15 protein-coding genes are annotated in these 15,830 nt (G+C 59.6%); 8 read left to right on the top strand and 7 right to left on the bottom strand.

The genetic code is table 11. From position 1 onward, the window contains the following. Window positions 1-27: 27 nt before the first annotated feature. From ACNOHI_RS21375 to tsaE, 4 genes are all read right to left on the bottom strand, one after another. Window positions 28-528: a chemotaxis protein CheW gene (locus tag ACNOHI_RS21375; protein ID WP_420476733.1), complete on the bottom strand. Its 501-nt coding sequence runs from the start codon at window positions 526-528 to the stop codon at window positions 28-30. Between the two features lie 187 nt (window positions 529-715). Continuing rightward, window positions 716-2,425: a methyl-accepting chemotaxis protein gene (locus tag ACNOHI_RS21370; protein ID WP_420476732.1), complete on the bottom strand. Its 1,710-nt coding sequence runs from the start codon at window positions 2,423-2,425 to the stop codon at window positions 716-718. Between the two features lie 311 nt (window positions 2,426-2,736). Next, the gene (locus ACNOHI_RS21365; protein WP_420476731.1) at window positions 2,737-4,062 is read right to left on the bottom strand and encodes an N-acetylmuramoyl-L-alanine amidase; all 1,326 of its coding nucleotides are present in this window, start codon (window positions 4,060-4,062) and stop codon (window positions 2,737-2,739) included. Next, a complete protein-coding gene (tsaE, locus tag ACNOHI_RS21360) occupies window positions 4,026-4,511 on the bottom strand; it encodes a tRNA (adenosine(37)-N6)-threonylcarbamoyltransferase complex ATPase subunit type 1 TsaE (protein WP_420476730.1) in 486 nt (161 codons plus the stop codon). Before tsaE ends, ACNOHI_RS21365 begins: the two co-directional genes overlap by 37 nt. A 68-nt stretch (window positions 4,512-4,579) precedes the next feature. Here tsaE and queG point away from each other — a divergent pair, with 68 nt between their 5' ends. Next, window positions 4,580-5,665, top strand: a complete 1,086-nt coding sequence (gene queG, locus ACNOHI_RS21355) for a tRNA epoxyqueuosine(34) reductase QueG (RefSeq protein WP_420476729.1) — start codon at window positions 4,580-4,582, stop codon at window positions 5,663-5,665. On the opposite strand, the gene ACNOHI_RS21350 is transcribed toward queG, so the two are convergent. From ACNOHI_RS21350 to ACNOHI_RS21340, 3 genes are all read right to left on the bottom strand, one after another. Further along, on the bottom strand, window positions 5,666-6,556 hold the full coding sequence (locus ACNOHI_RS21350; protein ID WP_420476728.1) for an AEC family transporter: 891 nt from the start codon (window positions 6,554-6,556) through the stop codon (window positions 5,666-5,668). Between the two features lie 82 nt (window positions 6,557-6,638). Further along, complete coding sequence (locus ACNOHI_RS21345) at window positions 6,639-7,229, bottom strand: response regulator transcription factor (protein ID WP_420476727.1); 591 nt, start codon at window positions 7,227-7,229, stop codon at window positions 6,639-6,641. Window positions 7,230-7,327: 98 nt separating this feature from the next. Beyond that, window positions 7,328-9,373 carry a sensor histidine kinase gene (locus tag ACNOHI_RS21340; RefSeq protein WP_420476726.1) on the bottom strand — a complete coding sequence of 682 codons (2,046 nt, stop codon included), beginning with the start codon at window positions 9,371-9,373 and terminating at the stop codon, window positions 7,328-7,330. A 186-nt stretch (window positions 9,374-9,559) separates the two neighbouring features. Here ACNOHI_RS21340 and ACNOHI_RS21335 point away from each other — a divergent pair, with 186 nt between their 5' ends. The 7 genes from ACNOHI_RS21335 to ACNOHI_RS21305 all read left to right on the top strand — a co-directional run. Continuing rightward, window positions 9,560-10,573, top strand: a complete 1,014-nt coding sequence (locus ACNOHI_RS21335) for a TRAP transporter substrate-binding protein (RefSeq protein ID WP_420476725.1) — start codon at window positions 9,560-9,562, stop codon at window positions 10,571-10,573. A 198-nt stretch (window positions 10,574-10,771) separates the two neighbouring features. Next, the gene (locus tag ACNOHI_RS21330; RefSeq protein WP_420476724.1) at window positions 10,772-11,746 is read left to right on the top strand and encodes a tripartite tricarboxylate transporter substrate binding protein BugE; all 975 of its coding nucleotides are present in this window, start codon (window positions 10,772-10,774) and stop codon (window positions 11,744-11,746) included. A gap of 296 nt (window positions 11,747-12,042) precedes the next feature. Further along, window positions 12,043-12,780, top strand: a complete 738-nt coding sequence (locus ACNOHI_RS21325) for a TerC family protein (RefSeq protein ID WP_420476723.1) — start codon at window positions 12,043-12,045, stop codon at window positions 12,778-12,780. 48 nt (window positions 12,781-12,828) lie between these two features. Further along, a complete protein-coding gene (locus ACNOHI_RS21320) occupies window positions 12,829-13,254 on the top strand; it encodes a universal stress protein (protein ID WP_420476722.1) in 426 nt (141 codons plus the stop codon). 338 nt (window positions 13,255-13,592) lie between these two features. Then, a complete protein-coding gene (locus ACNOHI_RS21315) occupies window positions 13,593-14,567 on the top strand; it encodes a tripartite tricarboxylate transporter substrate binding protein BugD (RefSeq protein WP_420476721.1) in 975 nt (324 codons plus the stop codon). A 194-nt stretch (window positions 14,568-14,761) separates the two neighbouring features. After that, on the top strand, window positions 14,762-15,223 hold the full coding sequence (locus ACNOHI_RS21310; RefSeq protein ID WP_420476720.1) for a tripartite tricarboxylate transporter TctB family protein: 462 nt from the start codon (window positions 14,762-14,764) through the stop codon (window positions 15,221-15,223). Between the two features lie 12 nt (window positions 15,224-15,235). Next, window positions 15,236-15,830 (top strand): tripartite tricarboxylate transporter permease (locus tag ACNOHI_RS21305; RefSeq protein ID WP_420476719.1); only part of this gene is annotated, 595 nt, incomplete at its 3' end.

The following is a 15,830-nucleotide window of genomic DNA, read 5'->3' as shown; positions in this document are numbered from 1 at the left end:
GCTTCTTTTTTGTGCAATTCCCGCTGCTTACCTGGCGATATTCTCGATCAGGCCCATTTCCGCGCTCGACATCAGCTTGTCGATATCGACAAGGATCAGCATGCGCTGGTCGACTGTGCCGAGGCCGATCAGGTAGTCGGTGTTGAGTGCGGTTCCCATTTCGGGCGCTGGCTTGACCTGGTCGGGAGAAAGTGTGATCACGTCCGAGACGCTGTCCACGACCATGCCCACAACCCGGCCATTGATGTTGAGAATGATGACGACCGTGAATTGGTCGTAGGTCGGCGTGCCAAGATTGAACTTGATACGCATGTCGACGATGGGCACGATGATGCCGCGCAGGTTGACGACACCTTTGATGAAGTCGGGCGCATTCGCGATGCGTGTCGGCTCTTCGTATCCGCGCAGTTCCTGCACCTTCAGGATGTGGATCCCGTACTCTTCCTTGCCCAGTGTGAAGGCCAGAAATTCACGTGCTGCAATATCGTCGGCTGTTTCCGATGCCGTGGCGGCAGTTGTCTGCATCATGATCCTTGTCCCTTTCATCGAGCGGCCCGGCATGTCGAATTTAGCGCCGGGTAAAGCAGGAGATTTCCCTACTGCAATAAAGAGATTAGCAGACTCTCGCGCAGTTTGCGATACCGCATTGCGGTAAAAGGTGACCGGTATCAGGAAAGCGTGGCGCGAACCACGCGCCGGTTGCGGCGCCGGCCAGTTAGAACTCTTCCCAGTCGGCGCTATCCGGTCCTGCTTTGACAGAATGGGACGGCAGGATTTTGGCGCGCGGGGCGCGGGCAGGTAGCCCGGGCTTCGTTTCTTTCTGCATGGGGGCCGGCTTTGGCGGGACCACCTGCCTCAGGGGCGCCTGCATCATTGGTGCCTGGCTGTCATGAAGTTTGAACACACTGACCACTGTCGACAGGTTGCGAGCCTGTTCCTGCATGGAACCTGCTGCTGCGGCGGCTTCCTCCACCAGGGCGGCATTTTGCTGGGTAACGTTGTCCATCTGAATGATGGCCTGGTTGATCTGTTCAATGCCCGCGGTTTGCTCGCTGCTGGCGGCGGCGATCTCGCTGATGATGTCGGTTACGTGGCGAACGCTGGAGACCACCTCGTCCATTGTTGTCCCGGCCTGATCGACCAGCTTGGCGCCGACGCCTACCTTCTCGACAGAGTCGCTGATGAGGGCCTTGATTTCCTTTGCCGCGGCGGCGGAACGCTGGGCGAGGCTGCGTACTTCCGATGCCACCACGGCAAACCCGCGTCCCTGTTCGCCGGCGCGGGCCGCTTCGACGGCCGCATTCAATGCAAGGATATTGGTCTGGAAGGCGATGCCGTCAATGACGCCGATGATGTCAACGATCTTCTTCGCCGATTCATTGATCGAACCCATGGTTTCGACGACCTGCGACACCACGGTGCCGCCCTTGACGGCAACTTCCGACGCTGTCGTGGCGAGCTTGTTTGCTTGTGCCGCGTTGTCCGCATTGTGCTTCACGGTGGAGGTCAGTTCCTCCATGGAGGAGGCGGTCATCTGCAGCGAGCTCGCCTGGTCCTCGGTGCGCGAGGAAAGGTCCATGTTGCCGTGCGCGATTTCATTCGAGGCAATCGTGATCGTGTCAGTGCCCGCACGGACTTCGCCGACGATGCGGACAAGGCTTTCATTCATGTCGCGCAAGGCCGCCAGCAACTGGCCGGTTTCATCCTGCGATTCGGCCACCACTCTTGTCGTCAGGTCGCCGTCCGCCACGCGACGGGCAACATGCACCGCGGCCTGCAAGGGCGCGACGATACTGCGGGTGACAAACCAGGCGACAAATGCGCCGACTGCAAGCGCGACGCCAGCCAGTGCGATTGTGAGCAGACGGGCGTTGTCGTAAATGCTGTCCGCTTCGGCCGAGGTCGCCATGGCCAGCTTCTGTTGTTGCGCGATCATCTCATCGATGGCTTCAAGCCAGGCGCGCTGGTGCGGAACCACGCTGCTGAGCAGGACGGGAATTACGTCCCCCTGTTTTTTCGCGAGCATCGTCGCCTTCTCCACGCCGGGTGCGGTTGCCGCTTGCGCGGCTGCGATTTTCGCCAGCGCAGCCTTGCCTGCGCCGTCGGTCATGAGTTTTCCAAGCGCCGCCGCGCTGTCCTGATACTCGGCATTGGCACTGCTGATCTGCTTGATTTCGGCAGTGACTTCGTCCTCGTTGGTCATCACCGAGACATTGCGCACTGCGACGGCAACCAGCATGACGGCCTGCCGCATGTCGTTCAATTCCTTGATGACTACATTGTTCTCGTTGATGACCTTTTCCAGGCTGCGATGGATGGTCGACATGCGCGAAAGGCTGGCGATGGCCAGGACGACCAGGAGTACCAGCACCAGGCCGAAACCGAAGCCCAGGCGCGTGCCGATGTTGAGATTGCGAATTTTCATGTGTCCCCCCCGATTAACGGGAATGTGCTGCAAATGCTTCTGATGCGCTGCGGGATAAGACTGACAAGCAGGCTCGCGGGGATATACACGATCAACCTTGTGCAATCCGGAACCTGGTGCCCTCTGGCGCGCACGTGCAATACGTCGGCGCGCAGTTCGTACTCTGACGGTACTTTGTTGCTTTGAATCTATATTAAACGCAGTTCGCGGACTGGAACACCTTCGTATTAATACTTATTGAGTTGCCACTTCAATCGTCCTCTTGCACGTGCGGCAAGCGCGCAACGCGGTCGCAATACGCCGGCAAACACTCAGGTCATGCGGTTCTTCGCAAGGGGGGGATTCTTTGCGAAGTACTTCCTGATGCCCTTGAGGACGGCATCAGCCATCTGTTCCTGGTAGGCATCGTCGGTCAGTTTGGCTTCTTCTTCGGGATTGGAGATGAATGCGGTTTCGATCAGGATGCTGGGAATATCCGGAGCCTTGAGAACGGCAAAGCCGGCCTGTTCGACCGCATTCTTGTGAAGGCGGTTGATGCCGCCGATTTCATTGAGGACGGCTTTGCCAACCTTCAGGCTGTCATTGATCTGTGCCGTGGTCGACAGGTCGAGCAGCACGTGCGCCAGTTGGCGGTCGTGCGACTTGATGTTGACGCCGCCGATCAGGTCAGCGGCGTTTTCCTTGTTGGCGAGCCAGCGGGCGGCCGTGGACGAGGCGCCTTTTTCGGACAGGACGAACACGGAAGAGCCGCGTGCAGTCGTCTCGACCCATGCGTCCGCATGGATGGAAACGAACAGGTCGGCCTGGACCTTGCGCGCCTTCTGCACGCGCACATGGAGCGGCACGAAATAATCTCCGTCGCGGGTGAGCATCACGCGCATGTTGGGCTGGTTTTCGATCTTGCCCTTGAGGCGTTTCGCAATCGCGAGGACGACGTCCTTCTCGCGGCTGCCCGCGCGGCCGACGGCACCCGGATCTTCGCCGCCGTGCCCAGGGTCGAGCGCGATGGTGATCATGCGCGTGAGCGTCGGCGCCTTGTCTTCCCTTACCTCGACCTTTGCGGGTTGCACTTCCGGCTGGGCGGGCGGCGGTTCTGGCTTGGCTTCCGCTACAGGGGGCTTGATCTCCGCGGGCTTGTTCCATTCGCCCTTCTGGATCATTGCCAGGATCGGGTCGGGCGGATTGACTGGGTAGAGGTCGAAAATCAGGCGGTGACGGTACTCGCCGACAGGAACGAGCGTGAAAACCTGCGGGTTGACCTCTTCCTTGAGGTCGAACACCAGGCGCACCACGTTCGGACGGTTCTGCCCGACGCGGACCTGCTTGATGTAGGGGTCGTTCGGCTGGATCTTCGCGACCAGCTCCTTCAGGGTCGGGTTGAGCTCGAGGCCCTCGATATCGACCACCAGCCGTTCCGGGTCCTTGACGATGAAGTGGCTGGTTTTCAGGTTGGTGTCGTTCTCCAGCGTGACGCGGGTGTAGTCTTCGGCCGGCCAGACGCGCACGGCCAAAATCTGGGCCGCGTGGGAAGGCAAGGGGGCAAAAACGGAGAGAAGGAGGGTGCCGCCGGCTTTGATAATGGTACGGCGGGTTCCTGAGGTCACAGATTTGGCGCGAATTTCAGACGGTCGAGGCATTGACTACCCTGGTCGGTCAACCCTTGCAATTCTATATCACGACCGTCCCCGGAGATGCTTAAAAGCACTTTTATGTCTGGCGCGGGCAACACCCCGGCGGCTTTTTCCGGCCATTCGACGATGCAAATCGTGGTTTCATTGAAATGCTCACGAAAGCCGGCGTCGAGGAATTCCTCCGGACTGGCAAGGCGATAGAGGTCGAAATGAATGATTTCTACCGGATGCCCACCCACCCGGACCGTGTAAGGCTCCGCCAGGGTATAAGTCGGACTCTTCACGTGTCCTTCGTGGCCGGCGGCGTGCAGCATGGCGCGGGTAAGCGCGGTTTTGCCAGCGCCGAGGTCGCCGTGCAGGTAAATTGTCAGGCCAGGCGCCAGGGCGCGCGCAAGTGACGCGCCGAGCGCCGCCGTCCCGGCTTCGTCATGCAAGTGAGTCTGGAAGTGCTGCATCTCGTAAAATGGCTTCTTTGGTGTTTTTTCGCGACCGTTTCCCGAAATACCGGGAAATCCCGCCTGTCATGACTGTTTCTGATAACAACCTGTCCACGCTCGCGCTGGCCATCAAGGCATGGGGGCGAGAGCTCGGTTTTGCCGAGATCGGTATCGCCGATGTCGACCTGCGGCACGCCGAAGCCGGCCTGCGGGCATGGCTGGATGCCGGTTTCCACGGCGAGATGGATTATATGGCAGCGCACGGGATGAAGCGCGCTCGCCCGGCGGAACTGGTTCCGGGGACCGTCCGTGTCATCACCGCGCGCATGAATTATCTTCCGCGGGAAGGGGCCGCCGACTGGCGCGAAGCCGAAGAGCGCCGTGCGCGTGATCCGCGGCAGGCGATGATTTCGATCTATGCGCGCGGACGCGACTATCACAAGGTGTTGCGTGCCCGGCTGCAGCAGCTGGCGGACAAGATCCGGCTGGAGATTGGCGAATTCGGCTATCGCGTATTCACGGATTCGGCACCGGTGATGGAGGAGGCCATCGCGGAAAAATCCGGTATCGGCTGGCGCGGCAAGCACACCCTGTTGCTCAACCGCGAAGCGGGGTCGATGTTCTTCCTCGGCGAATTGTTCACCGACCTGCCCCTGCCCGTCGATCAGCCGAGCGAGCCGCACTGCGGTCAATGCCGGGCTTGCATTGACATTTGCCCGACGCAGGCGATACTTGCGCCGTTCAAGCTCGACGCACGACGCTGCATTTCCTACCTGACCATCGAGCTGAAGGGCGCGATCCCTCTTGAGCTGCGTCCGCTGATCGGCAATCGCGTGTACGGCTGCGACGATTGCCAGGTTGTTTGTCCGTGGAACAAGTTTGCGCAGCGTTCAACGGTGCCGGATTTCGATGTCCGAAACGGTTTGGACAACGCGACGATGGTTGAACTGTTCGCCTGGGAAGAGGGCGACTTCAACCAGAGGCTGGAGGGAAGTCCGATCCGCCGCATCGGGCATGAGCGCTGGTTGCGCAACCTGGCGGTCGGCCTGGGCAACGCGGCCGTGCAGTGTCCCGGCGACGCGGCGATCGTTGCGGGATTGTCTGCGCGATTAACGCATCCATCGGAAATGGTGCGCGAGCATGTCGAATGGGCGCTCGCGCAGCACCGTTGATCAACGCGCGAGCGCCAGCCATACCGGGATGGTAAATACGGAAAGCACGGTTCCCGCCGAAATCAGGAATGCCACGAACGGGCCATTTCCCCCCATGCGCGCGGCCAGCACATACGCGCTGGACGCAGTGGGAAGGGCGCAAAAAGCGACGGCGATCTGCAGCTGCATCGGTGGCAAATTCATCCAGCGGCCGAGAACGTATCCGATCGCTGGCAGAGCCAGGAGCTTTACCGCGAGGAAGTAGATCGCCAGTCCCTTCGCCTCATGCAACCCGGAGAGGCGTAGCCCGGCTCCGACCGTCAGCAGGCCGACGGCGATAGAGGCATTCGACATCCGCGACAGCGTGGCGCCAATCACTTCCGGCACTTGCAAGCCAAGCAGGTTGAAGGTCATACCTGCCGCGGTTGCCATTAAAAGCGGATTCTTCGCCAGCTCCTGCAACAAGCCACCGCCGCGATGGACGAGCGCATGGACCGCGGCCATATTGCAGATCGGGACGGCGAAGCCGATGATCAGCGCCATCAGGGAGGTGCCTTCCTCTCCCGCAAGCCGCGATGCGATGGCAAGCGCGATGTAGGAGTTGAAACGGAAGGCCGTCTGGACGCCCGATTCGAACATCATGTGCGGGCTTCGGAAAAGCGGCTTGGCCAACCAGCCAAGAGCGATGCCGCATGCGACGCCGATCAGCGCCACCTGCAGCATTTTTCCCGTCGTGCCAAAGTCAAAAGGCGTGCGCGACGTGGTGTAAAACAGGAGCGCCGGGAAAAGGAAGTAGTAGATCAGCTTTTCCAGCCCGCTCCAGAATTGCTGTCCCCAGTCCGTGAAGCGCATCAGCAGGAAGCCGAGCAGAATCAGCGCAAAGTCGGGAAAGAGGATGGTGGCGATCGACATGGAACAAGGCAGGTTTTCGGTGAAAAACAGGCAATCTTACCGAGTATTCCGCCTTTGCGCCGTCCGGAATGTTGCTGATGCGTTACTTGAGGAGCCGGGCCAGTTCGACTGCGGTCTTCACATTCATCTTGTCGAAGATGTGCGCGCGGTGCACTTCCACCGTACGCATGCTGATACCGAGCTCGTCGGCGATTACCTTGTTCATTTTTCCGGCAAGAATGAGGTCGAGCACTTCACGCTCGCGGATGGAAAGCGTCGCAAGGCGCGTATGCACTTCAGCCGCTGCGCCGGCGTCACGCGACGCCGCCAAGGCTTCCTCGACGCGATCCATCAGCTTGTTGTCGTTGAACGGCTTCTCGAAGAAGTCGAACGCCCCGCGTTTGAGGGTATCCACTGCCATGGGCACGTCGCCATGCCCGGTCAGGAAAATGACGGGCAGGCGGCGCGTCAGGCCGCGCGTGGAAAGGACGTCAAACAGGGCGGCGCCGCTCATGTCCGGCATGCGGACATCGAGCAGGATGCATTCGCCTTGCGGGTCAAATTCCTTCTGCGCTTCCAGGGCGGCAAGGAAGGCGGTACCGCTCTCGTAAATACTGGTTTCGATGGCGCGTGAGCGCGCGAGCCACGTCAGCGAATCGCGTATTACCTCTTCGTCATCAACGATGTGCAGCATGCTGTCTCCTCGTCCGCGGACGTGTTCAGCCGCCCGTTTTGTTTGCATTATAGTGAGTTGTCGCGCGGCAAAGCCAGTTTCGAGCAGCTTAGTTGAATCTATTTGAGTTCCGCAGGTGCGACTTCAGCCACAGTGTCTGTCAGAACTGGCAGCGAAAACCGGAAGATGGTTCCGCCGCCGGGATTATTCGCGTGTACCAGGGTCCCGCCGTGGAACTCCACGGTCGTCCTGCAAATGTTCAGGCCCATCCCCATCCCCTCTGCTTTGGTGGAGAAGAAGGGCGAGAACAGCCGCTCCGCGACTTCCTGGGGAATGCCGTGACCCTGGTCGATCACGGAGATCACCACGCTGCCTTGCGCGCCGGAATCGACGTCCTGCTCTGCGGTGATGCGCAGGATGCGCCGTTCGGGTTCCACGTCCTGCATTGCCTCGATTGCATTGCGGGTCAGGTTGAGCAGCACTTGCTCGAGCATGACGCGATCGGCCAGGACAGCGGGCAGGTGCGGAACAACGTTCACTTGTATCGCCACGAAGAACTGGCGGGCCTGCAACTCCACGAGAGGAATCACGCTGTCGATCAGCGATTGCACGGCGATTGGTTCGCGGCTCGGTTCGCGCCGTTTCACGAAGGTGTGGACGCTGCGGATAATATGCCCGGCCCGCTGCGCCTGGGTACTGGCGCGTTCCAGTGCCGGTTTCAGGACTTCGGGGTCGAACCGGATTCCCTTCGCCACGCTGTTTTCGATCAGGTTCAGCGCTCCGGTCGTATAGCTCGAGATCGCCGCCAGGGGCTGGTTGAGTTCGTGCGCCAGGGTCGATGCGATTTCACCCATCGTGGCCAGGCGCGCGCTGGCCTGGAGCTTCTCCTGCTGGCGCCGGTTCAGGTCTTCCACACGCTTGCGATCGGAAATGTCGAGGATGGAGCCCATCCAGCCGGTCTGCTTGCCGCTGTCGTCCACCAGCGGCGATTCAAAGATCAGGACAGGAAAACGCTCTCCGGTCGAGCGCTGGAAAATGGTCTCGAACTGCGGCGTCACCGTACCGGCCAGCACCTGGGTGAAACGCTGCTTGTACTCATCCATCGCTTCCGGCGCCCAGTAAGGCATCGGCGGCGCCTTGCCGATCAGTTCCTCCGCCGGGATGCCGACCATGTCGCAGAACGCCGGATTGACATAGGTAATACGTCCCTCCAGGTCGCGTGCCCGCAGGCCTGTCATCAGCGAGTTTTCCATGGCGGTTCGAAACACCACCTGCTGTCGCAGGGCGCCTTCCGCCGCGAGACGGCGGTTGATGTCGCGCCATAGGGCGATCAGGCTCCAGATCAGTCCCACCGAAAGGGCGATGACCGAGCCGACCAGGAGGTTGGGCAGCAGCTTCGGCGCGCTCTTGACGCTGTTGGTGCGCAGGGTGAGGCTGGCGTACGGCACTTCCAGTGCCCGGCTGTGGGTATAGACGTTTCGCCCCGGGCCGCCCGCCGCGCGCCGCGCGATGACGTTGTCATCGCCGTCGGTAAGCACGATCTCGTTATCTTGCGCGAACCACCAGGGCACCATTTCATCCAGGATACTGGTGACCGAGTAGCTAGCTACCAGGCTGCCGAGGTACTGCTCGCCAAGGTAGAGCGGCACGTGATAATCCATGAGCATCGGACCGTTCAGGCCAGGCGGCGGCGCAGGCTGGCTGTACTGCGGCGTCTTGGTGGCGCGCGCACGTTCGGCGGTGATGCGCGAACTCGATGAGAGGTCCGTCAACGCCACCGATGCATCGTCTGTGGATACGACCGTCTTGCCGTGCGGGTCGAACCAGACGATGCGGTTCAGTTCCCGATTGTTGCGAATCAGGATCGCCATGCGGTCTTGCAGGCGCTTGCCCGACAGGTAGCCCGTGCTGATTTCGTTACCGATCAGCCGGATACTGTCTTCGTTGCGATCCAGCTGGAAGCGGATGGTTTGTTCCACCCACAGGGTGTCCGCGATCAGCTGTTCCTGGCGCTCGTTCGCCTCCATCTGTTGCGCCTGCCATGGGAGCCACAGCATGGTCGAGACGAACAGCAGTACCAGCAGCATCGGAACCAGCCAGTGCCAGATGCGCCTGCGCCCAGGGAATCCGAGGCTGAATAGCGATGCAAGTTGTTTGTTAAGCATGATCAGGCGTGTTAGCGTAGGCGCCGTCCGGAAGGTTGGAGGGTACATCGCCAAGGTTGCAGTGTAGCCCACTGTCAACCGGCGTTGATGCTTCTTGATTGTGGTTATCCACAGTTGTAGCGGCCAAGCGGCACATTGACAATGTTCCAACCAGAAGTCTATCCCTATCTTGAGCGTGGAATCCCCATGAAACTGGCCGCATGGTTTCTCGCAGTTCCTGTCGTTCTTGCAAGTTACTGTGCACACGCGCAGGCACCGGCACAGGCGCCGATCGTCATCAAGTTCAGCCACGTTGTCGCCAGCGACACGCCCAAGGGCAAGGCCGCAGAACGGTTCAAGCAGCTTGCTGAAAAGGCGACCGGCGGCCGGGTTCGCATTGACGTCTATCCCAACAACCAGCTCTACAAGGACAAGGAAGAGCTGGAGGCCCTGCAACTGGGCGCCGTCCAGATGCTCGCACCGTCGCTCGCCAAGTTCGGTCCTCTCGGTGTGCGCGAGTTCGAGGTGTTCGACCTTCCGTACATTTTCCCCACCAAGGAGGTGCTCTACCGGGTCACGGAGGGACCGGTTGGGCAGAGCTTGCTCAAGAAGCTCGAGACGAAGGGAATCACCGGTCTTGCGTTCTGGGATAACGGATTCAAGGTCATGTCATCGAACAAGCCGCTCCGCACGCCCGCCGATTTCAAGGGGATGAAGATGCGCATCCAGCCGTCGAAAGTCCTCGATGCCCAGATGCGTGCCTTGGGGGCCAGTCCCCAAGCGCTGTCTTTCAACGAGGTGTACCAGGCGCTGCAAAGCGGCGTCGTCGACGGGACGGAAAATCCTCCGTCCAACTTCTACACACAGCGCATGCATGAATTGCAGCGCCATCTCACCGTCTCCAATCACGGGTACCTTGGCTACGCCGTCATCGTCAACAAGAAATTCTGGGATGGGTTGCCGTCCGGCGTCCGAACGGCGCTCGAGGGGGCGATGAAGGAGGCGACCAAATACGCAAACGCGATCGCGCAGAAGGAAAACGAGGAAGCGATGGAGGCGATCCGTAAATCCGGCAAGACCTCGATCTACGTCCTGTCCGAAAAGGAAAGGGAAGAATGGCGGCGTGCGCTGGTGAGCGTACACAAGGAGATGGAGCCCCGCATCGGCAAGGACCTGCTCGCCGAGGTGTACCGCGAAGCGTCTGCGTATTCCGGCAGGTAGGGCGCGAATATCCGGAATCCCCGGACTTCGGATTCTGGCTTTTCACAATTTCAAGACAAGAATTTCCAGAGAAATCTGCATAAAATCAACAATTTGCATGTGCTGGTACCATTGGCACGGAGAATGCAAAAGGGGATGTGCATCATCTAACTGACGGTATCGACGCCGTCCTGATCCAATAGGTTGAGGAGATAAAACATGAAGTTGAACAAGCTGGTGTGCGCACTCGTATCGGGTCTTGCCTTTGCTGCCTCGGCGCACGCAGATAATTTTCCCAGCAAGCCCATTACCCTGATTGTTCCGTTTGCCCCAGGCGGTACGACTGACATCGTTGCGCGCATTGTTGCGGACAAACTGGGCAAGGAACTCGGCCAGGCAGTCATCGTGGAAAATCGCGGTGGCGGCGGCGGCAGTATCGGGGCAGCAGCCATTTCCAAAGCCGCGCCGGACGGATACACCATCGGCGTTTCGACCGTTTCGACGCATGCTGTCAATGCCGCATGCAATCCCAAGCTGGGCTACGACCCGATCTCCGGTTTCGCGCCGATCACCAACATGGCGCGGACGCCTAATGTGCTGACCGTGAATTCCAAGTTTGCCGCACAGGATTTCAAACAGTTCCTCGACCAGGTGAAAAAGAACCCAGGCAAGCTGAACTACGCCACCTCGGGTACCTGCAGCATCCAGCATATGGTGGGTGAGCAGTTCAAGGCATCGACGGGTACGTTCATTCTGCACATTCCTTACCGTGGCGCCGGTCCCGCGCTGAATGACCTCCTCGGTGGCCAGGTTGACATGATGTTCGACAACCTGCCTTCGTCGATGTCGCACATCCAGTCAGGCAAGCTGCGTCCCCTTGCCATCGCATGGAACAAGCGGCTTGATGCGCTGCCGAACGTCCCGACGTTTGCCGAACTCGGCCTGAAACAGGTGAACGATCCCGCTTGGTACGGCCTCGTCGCACCGCCGAAGACGCCTGAGGACATCATCAAGAAGCTCAATACGGCGGCTGTAAAAGTGTTGAACATGCCGGAGGTCAAGGAGCGCCTGAAGCAGCAGGGAGCCGAGCCGGTAGGCAATACACCCGCGGAACATGCTGCGGAGATCAAGGCTGAACTGGACAAGATGAAAAACGTGGTGACCAAGCAAGGCATCAAGTTCGACGGCGTTTGATTTAACGCGGTTTCCATCGGATCTCCTGGCCGCCGCCTCTCACCCATGAGGCGGCGGCCTTGTTTTTTGAGCCGATGCGATATCCGACCTTGAGAATCATGAGCAAGCAGGCAATAATTTCAAATGTGAACCGCAGTGTTCCTTCGGTTTTTCCGATTGAAAGCTGCTTGTACGGTTGGCAATATTCGGGATGGCGCGTTTTTCAGGCCTGAGGGGTCGCGCATGCGTGCGCCGCACTGCATTTTCTGCGCTCCCTGTCCTTCCGTATTCAACAAATCTTGCCTATTGGGATCATTATGGACTTCTCTAATCCACAGTTCTGGGTCGCGCTCATGCAGATTGTCGCGATCGACATCGTGCTGGGCGGCGACAATGCCGTCGTCATCGGACTTGCCTGCCGCCGTTTGCCCGAGCATCAGCGCAAGCTGGGCATCCTGTGGGGCATGGTCGGCGCGATCGGCCTGCGTATCGTCCTGATCCTCTTTGCCGTCACCCTGCTGGCAGTCCCCTACTTGAAGCTGGTCGGCGCCGCTTTGTTGCTCTGGATCGGCATCAAGCTGCTGCTGCCCGAAGGCGACGAGGGTGGGCACAACATCGAAGCCGGCGCAACGCTTGCGGCGGCAATCAAGACCATCATCGTGGCGGATGCCGTCATGAGCCTGGACAATGTGATCGCGATTGCCGGCGCCGCAAAGGACAGCAAGTTCCTGATCGTTTTCGGCCTGCTCCTCAGCATCCCGATCATCATGCTCGGAAGCCAGCTCGTGATCCGTTTGATGGATCGCTTCCCGGTCGTGATTGTTGCAGGTGGTGCATTGCTCGGCTGGATTGCCGGTGGCATGGCCGTCAGCGACGTCGCCGTAGGTAGCTGGTTCGAGTCGGTGCTCCCCGCGTCGAAATGGATTGGGCCGGTCGTTGGCGCCGTTTTGGTGGTGGTCGTCGGCAAGCTGCTTGCGGCAAGGGCAGAGGCAAAGGACAAGGCCCCGCTTGAAGATCTGGCGGGTGAGAAATCCGAAGGCAGCGGCGTACGATAATTCGACGCCGCGCAACTACACTGAACAATCTCATCTCGGGGAAGAATAATGCTGAAACTACTACTGGCGGTGGATGGATCCGAAAGCGCAGCGCATGCGGTTGCGCACGTTGCCAAGCGTGCCGGCGCAACAAAGGACGGCTATCAGGTCCATCTCGTGAATGTACAGTACCCGCTGCATGGAAGTGTCGCGGCGTTTGTCGAAGCGAACCAGATCAAGCAATATCATCAGGAAGAGGGCATGAAGGTCCTGGCTTCCGCCCGCGAGCAATTGAGTGCGGCTGGAGTGGCATGTGACGTCCACCTGTTTGTCGGCGAACCAGCGGAAGTCATCACGCGCTTTGCGAAAGAGCAGGGGTGCGATGAAATCGTCATTGGCACCCGTGGGCTTTCGGGGATCTCAAGCTTGCTGGTCGGTTCCGTCGCTACCAAGATCATACACCTCGCCGAAGTGCCGGTACTGCTCGTCAAGTAAGTCGATGCTTTTTCGGCCGCATATGTTGCGGCCGGTTTTGCTTGCCGCAATCGGTCTGACCGTTCCGGTTGCCCGCGCCTCAATTCATTTTTGCCCTGCTTCTTGCCTGTTTGGCAATGTAAGCATTTCCCTTCTCCTGCCGAGGCGCAGTTCCCCTTGCATTAATGGCATTTTTTCTGCGGCTTTCCACAATTGTTTGTGGAATTGCCACTGGCAATAATGGTGCATGGAGGCACACTTGCTGCTGTAAATCTGTGCGCATCAATTGCATCTCCAAGCCGGTGCTCGCCGGCTGTATGTTTGTGTGGCAAATATTAATTATTGGAGGAGTGACGCTCATGAATATCAAGTCATTGCGCTTTGTCGCAGGTCTCGCGCTGGTTGCCAGCACTGCTGCATATGCACAATCCTATCCCACCAAAACGATCACCATGATCGTTCCGTTCGCGGCTGGCGGCCCTACTGATACGGTTGCACGACTGGTCGGCCAGTCGATGAGCAAGACCCTTGGCCAGCAGGTGATCATCGAGAACGTCGGCGGTGCAGGCGGCACGATCGGTGCTGCTCGCGTCGCCAAGGCCGATCCGGATGGCTACACCTTGTTGCTGCATCATATCGGCCAGTCCACCGCGCCGGCTCTTTATCGCAAGCTGACCTATAACGCAGTCGACAGCTTCGAACCGGTCGGCCTGATTACCGATGTGCCGATGACCTTCGTTGCACGCAAGGACTTCCCGGCGAAGGACTTCAAGGAACTGCTCGCCTACGTCAAGGCCAACAAGACCAAGGTGACCTATGCCAACGCCGGTGTTGGTTCCGCTTCGCACCTGTGCGGCATGCTCTTCATGAGTGCCATCGACACGGACATCACCACGGTTCCGTACAAGGGCACCGGCCCGGCAATGAACGATCTGCTGGGTGGCCAGGTGGACTTCATGTGCGACCAGACCACCAACACCACCAGCCAGATCAAGAGCGGCAAGATCAAGGCCTACGGCGTGACGACCAAGTCCCGCGTACCCTCGCTCTCCGACCTGCCGACCCTGCATGAAGCCGGCCTGCCGAATTTCGAAGTGGCCGTGTGGCACGGGCTGTATGCCCCGAAGGGGACCCCGAAACCGGTTGTCGATTCCCTCTCCAAGGCACTCCAGGCGGCGCTCAAGGACGCGAACGTGAAGCAGCGCTTTGCTGAACTGGGTACCGAGCCGGTTGCAGAGTCCCGTGCAACGCCGGACGCACATCGGACCTTCCTGAAGGCTGAAATCGACAAGTGGAGCCCGATCATCAAGAAGGCCGGCGTGTACGCTGACTGATTCAATTTTTTAGTAAGTAATGCTGTAGCAGTGGCGCACCGGAAAACTGTTTTCCGGTGCGTTGCAGCCCAACGGGATCCAAATCCCGCGGTTGCAAAAATGGGATAAGATGCCAAGCACTCACTCCGGGCGGTTACTGCGGTGATAAGGAAGGCACTACTCCCATCGATTCAATAAGTTGAAGGAGATTCGCTTTGCCATCGTTCATTCGCGATCCCAAGGATTTCTGGTCCGGGGTCATATTCGTCATATTCGGCCTCGCAGCCGTCATCATCGGGCGCGATTACTCGATGGGAACGGCAGGGAGAATGGGGCCTGCATACTTTCCCACCATTCTCGGCGGGCTGCTCGCCTTGATTGGCTCGATCGGAATTGTTCGTTCCATGATCAAGTCCGGTGATCCAGTCAGCCGCTTTGCTGTTCGTGAAATCGCCCTGATCATGGTCGCAGTCGTCGTGTTCGGCGTCCTGGTCCGTGGCGCAGGCCTGGCTATCAGCGTCGTCGCACTAGTGATGGTGAGCGGCTACGCAAGCAAGAAGTTCAAGGTCGGACCTTTCCTGGCCGTTGCAGTTGGACTGGCCGCTTTCTGCGTACTGGTCTTCGTCAAGGCGCTCGGCCTGCCGATGCCGATGTTCGGGCCCTGGCTCGGTTTCTAAGGGGTAGACGTCATGGAAATTATCAGCAACCTGGCGCTCGGCTTCGATACCGCCTTCTCCTTGGTTAATTTGATGTACTGCCTGATCGGCGTGTTCCTTGGAACTGCGATCGGCGTGCTGCCCGGCCTCGGTCCCGTCGCCACAATCGCGATGCTGCTGCCGGCGACCTTCTCTCTGCCGCCGGTCTCTTCGCTGATCATGCTGGCCGGTATCTATTACGGCGCACAGTACGGCGGTTCCACTACCGCAATTCTCGTCAACCTGCCCGGCGAATCCTCCTCGGTGGTCACCGCGATCGACGGCTACCAGATGGCGCGTAACGGCCACGCCGGCAAGGCGCTGGCAACGGCGGCCATCGGTTCCTTCTTCGCGGGTACCGTTGCAACCTTCCTGCTGGCCCTGTTTGCTCCGCCGCTGGCAGATCTGGCGCTGACCTTCGGTCCTGCTGAGTACTTCTCGCTGATGGTCCTCGGCCTGGTGGCCTCGGTCGTTCTGGCGCATGGATCGCTGCTGCGCGCCATCGGCATGATCGTGCTCGGCCTGCTGCTGGGCCTGGTCGGCACCGACGTGAACTCCGGCACGCCGCGCTACACCTTCGACCTGCCGC

The sequence above is a fragment of the Noviherbaspirillum sp. ST9 genome (assembly GCF_048799745.1).
Classification (GTDB): Bacteria; Pseudomonadota; Gammaproteobacteria; order Burkholderiales; family Burkholderiaceae_D; genus Noviherbaspirillum.
The sequence above is the reverse complement of the archived record's forward strand: the minus strand, read 5'-3'. Positions and strand labels throughout refer to the sequence as shown.

Bases quoted from the DNA above. Each gene is read 5' to 3' on its own strand.
- ACNOHI_RS21345 (WP_420476727.1), bottom strand. From the start codon at position 7,229: ATGCTGCACATCGTTGATGACGAAGAGGTAATACGCGATTCGCTGACG.
- ACNOHI_RS21375 (WP_420476733.1), bottom strand. From the start codon at position 528: ATGATGCAGACAACTGCCGCCACGGCATCGGAAACAGCCGACGATATT.
- ACNOHI_RS21370 (WP_420476732.1), bottom strand. From the start codon at position 2,425: ATGAAAATTCGCAATCTCAACATCGGCACGCGCCTGGGCTTCGGTTTC.
- ACNOHI_RS21335 (WP_420476725.1), top strand. From the start codon at position 9,560: ATGAAACTGGCCGCATGGTTTCTCGCAGTTCCTGTCGTTCTTGCAAGT.
- ACNOHI_RS21350 (WP_420476728.1), bottom strand. From the start codon at position 6,556: ATGTCGATCGCCACCATCCTCTTTCCCGACTTTGCGCTGATTCTGCTC.
- tsaE (WP_420476730.1), bottom strand. From the start codon at position 4,511: ATGCAGCACTTCCAGACTCACTTGCATGACGAAGCCGGGACGGCGGCG.
- ACNOHI_RS21330 (WP_420476724.1), top strand. From the start codon at position 10,772: ATGAAGTTGAACAAGCTGGTGTGCGCACTCGTATCGGGTCTTGCCTTT.
- ACNOHI_RS21325 (WP_420476723.1), top strand. From the start codon at position 12,043: ATGGACTTCTCTAATCCACAGTTCTGGGTCGCGCTCATGCAGATTGTC.
- queG (WP_420476729.1), top strand. From the start codon at position 4,580: ATGACTGTTTCTGATAACAACCTGTCCACGCTCGCGCTGGCCATCAAG.
- ACNOHI_RS21315 (WP_420476721.1), top strand. From the start codon at position 13,593: ATGAATATCAAGTCATTGCGCTTTGTCGCAGGTCTCGCGCTGGTTGCC.
- ACNOHI_RS21365 (WP_420476731.1), bottom strand. From the start codon at position 4,062: ATGCCTCGACCGTCTGAAATTCGCGCCAAATCTGTGACCTCAGGAACC.
- ACNOHI_RS21340 (WP_420476726.1), bottom strand. From the start codon at position 9,373: ATGCTTAACAAACAACTTGCATCGCTATTCAGCCTCGGATTCCCTGGG.
- ACNOHI_RS21320 (WP_420476722.1), top strand. From the start codon at position 12,829: ATGCTGAAACTACTACTGGCGGTGGATGGATCCGAAAGCGCAGCGCAT.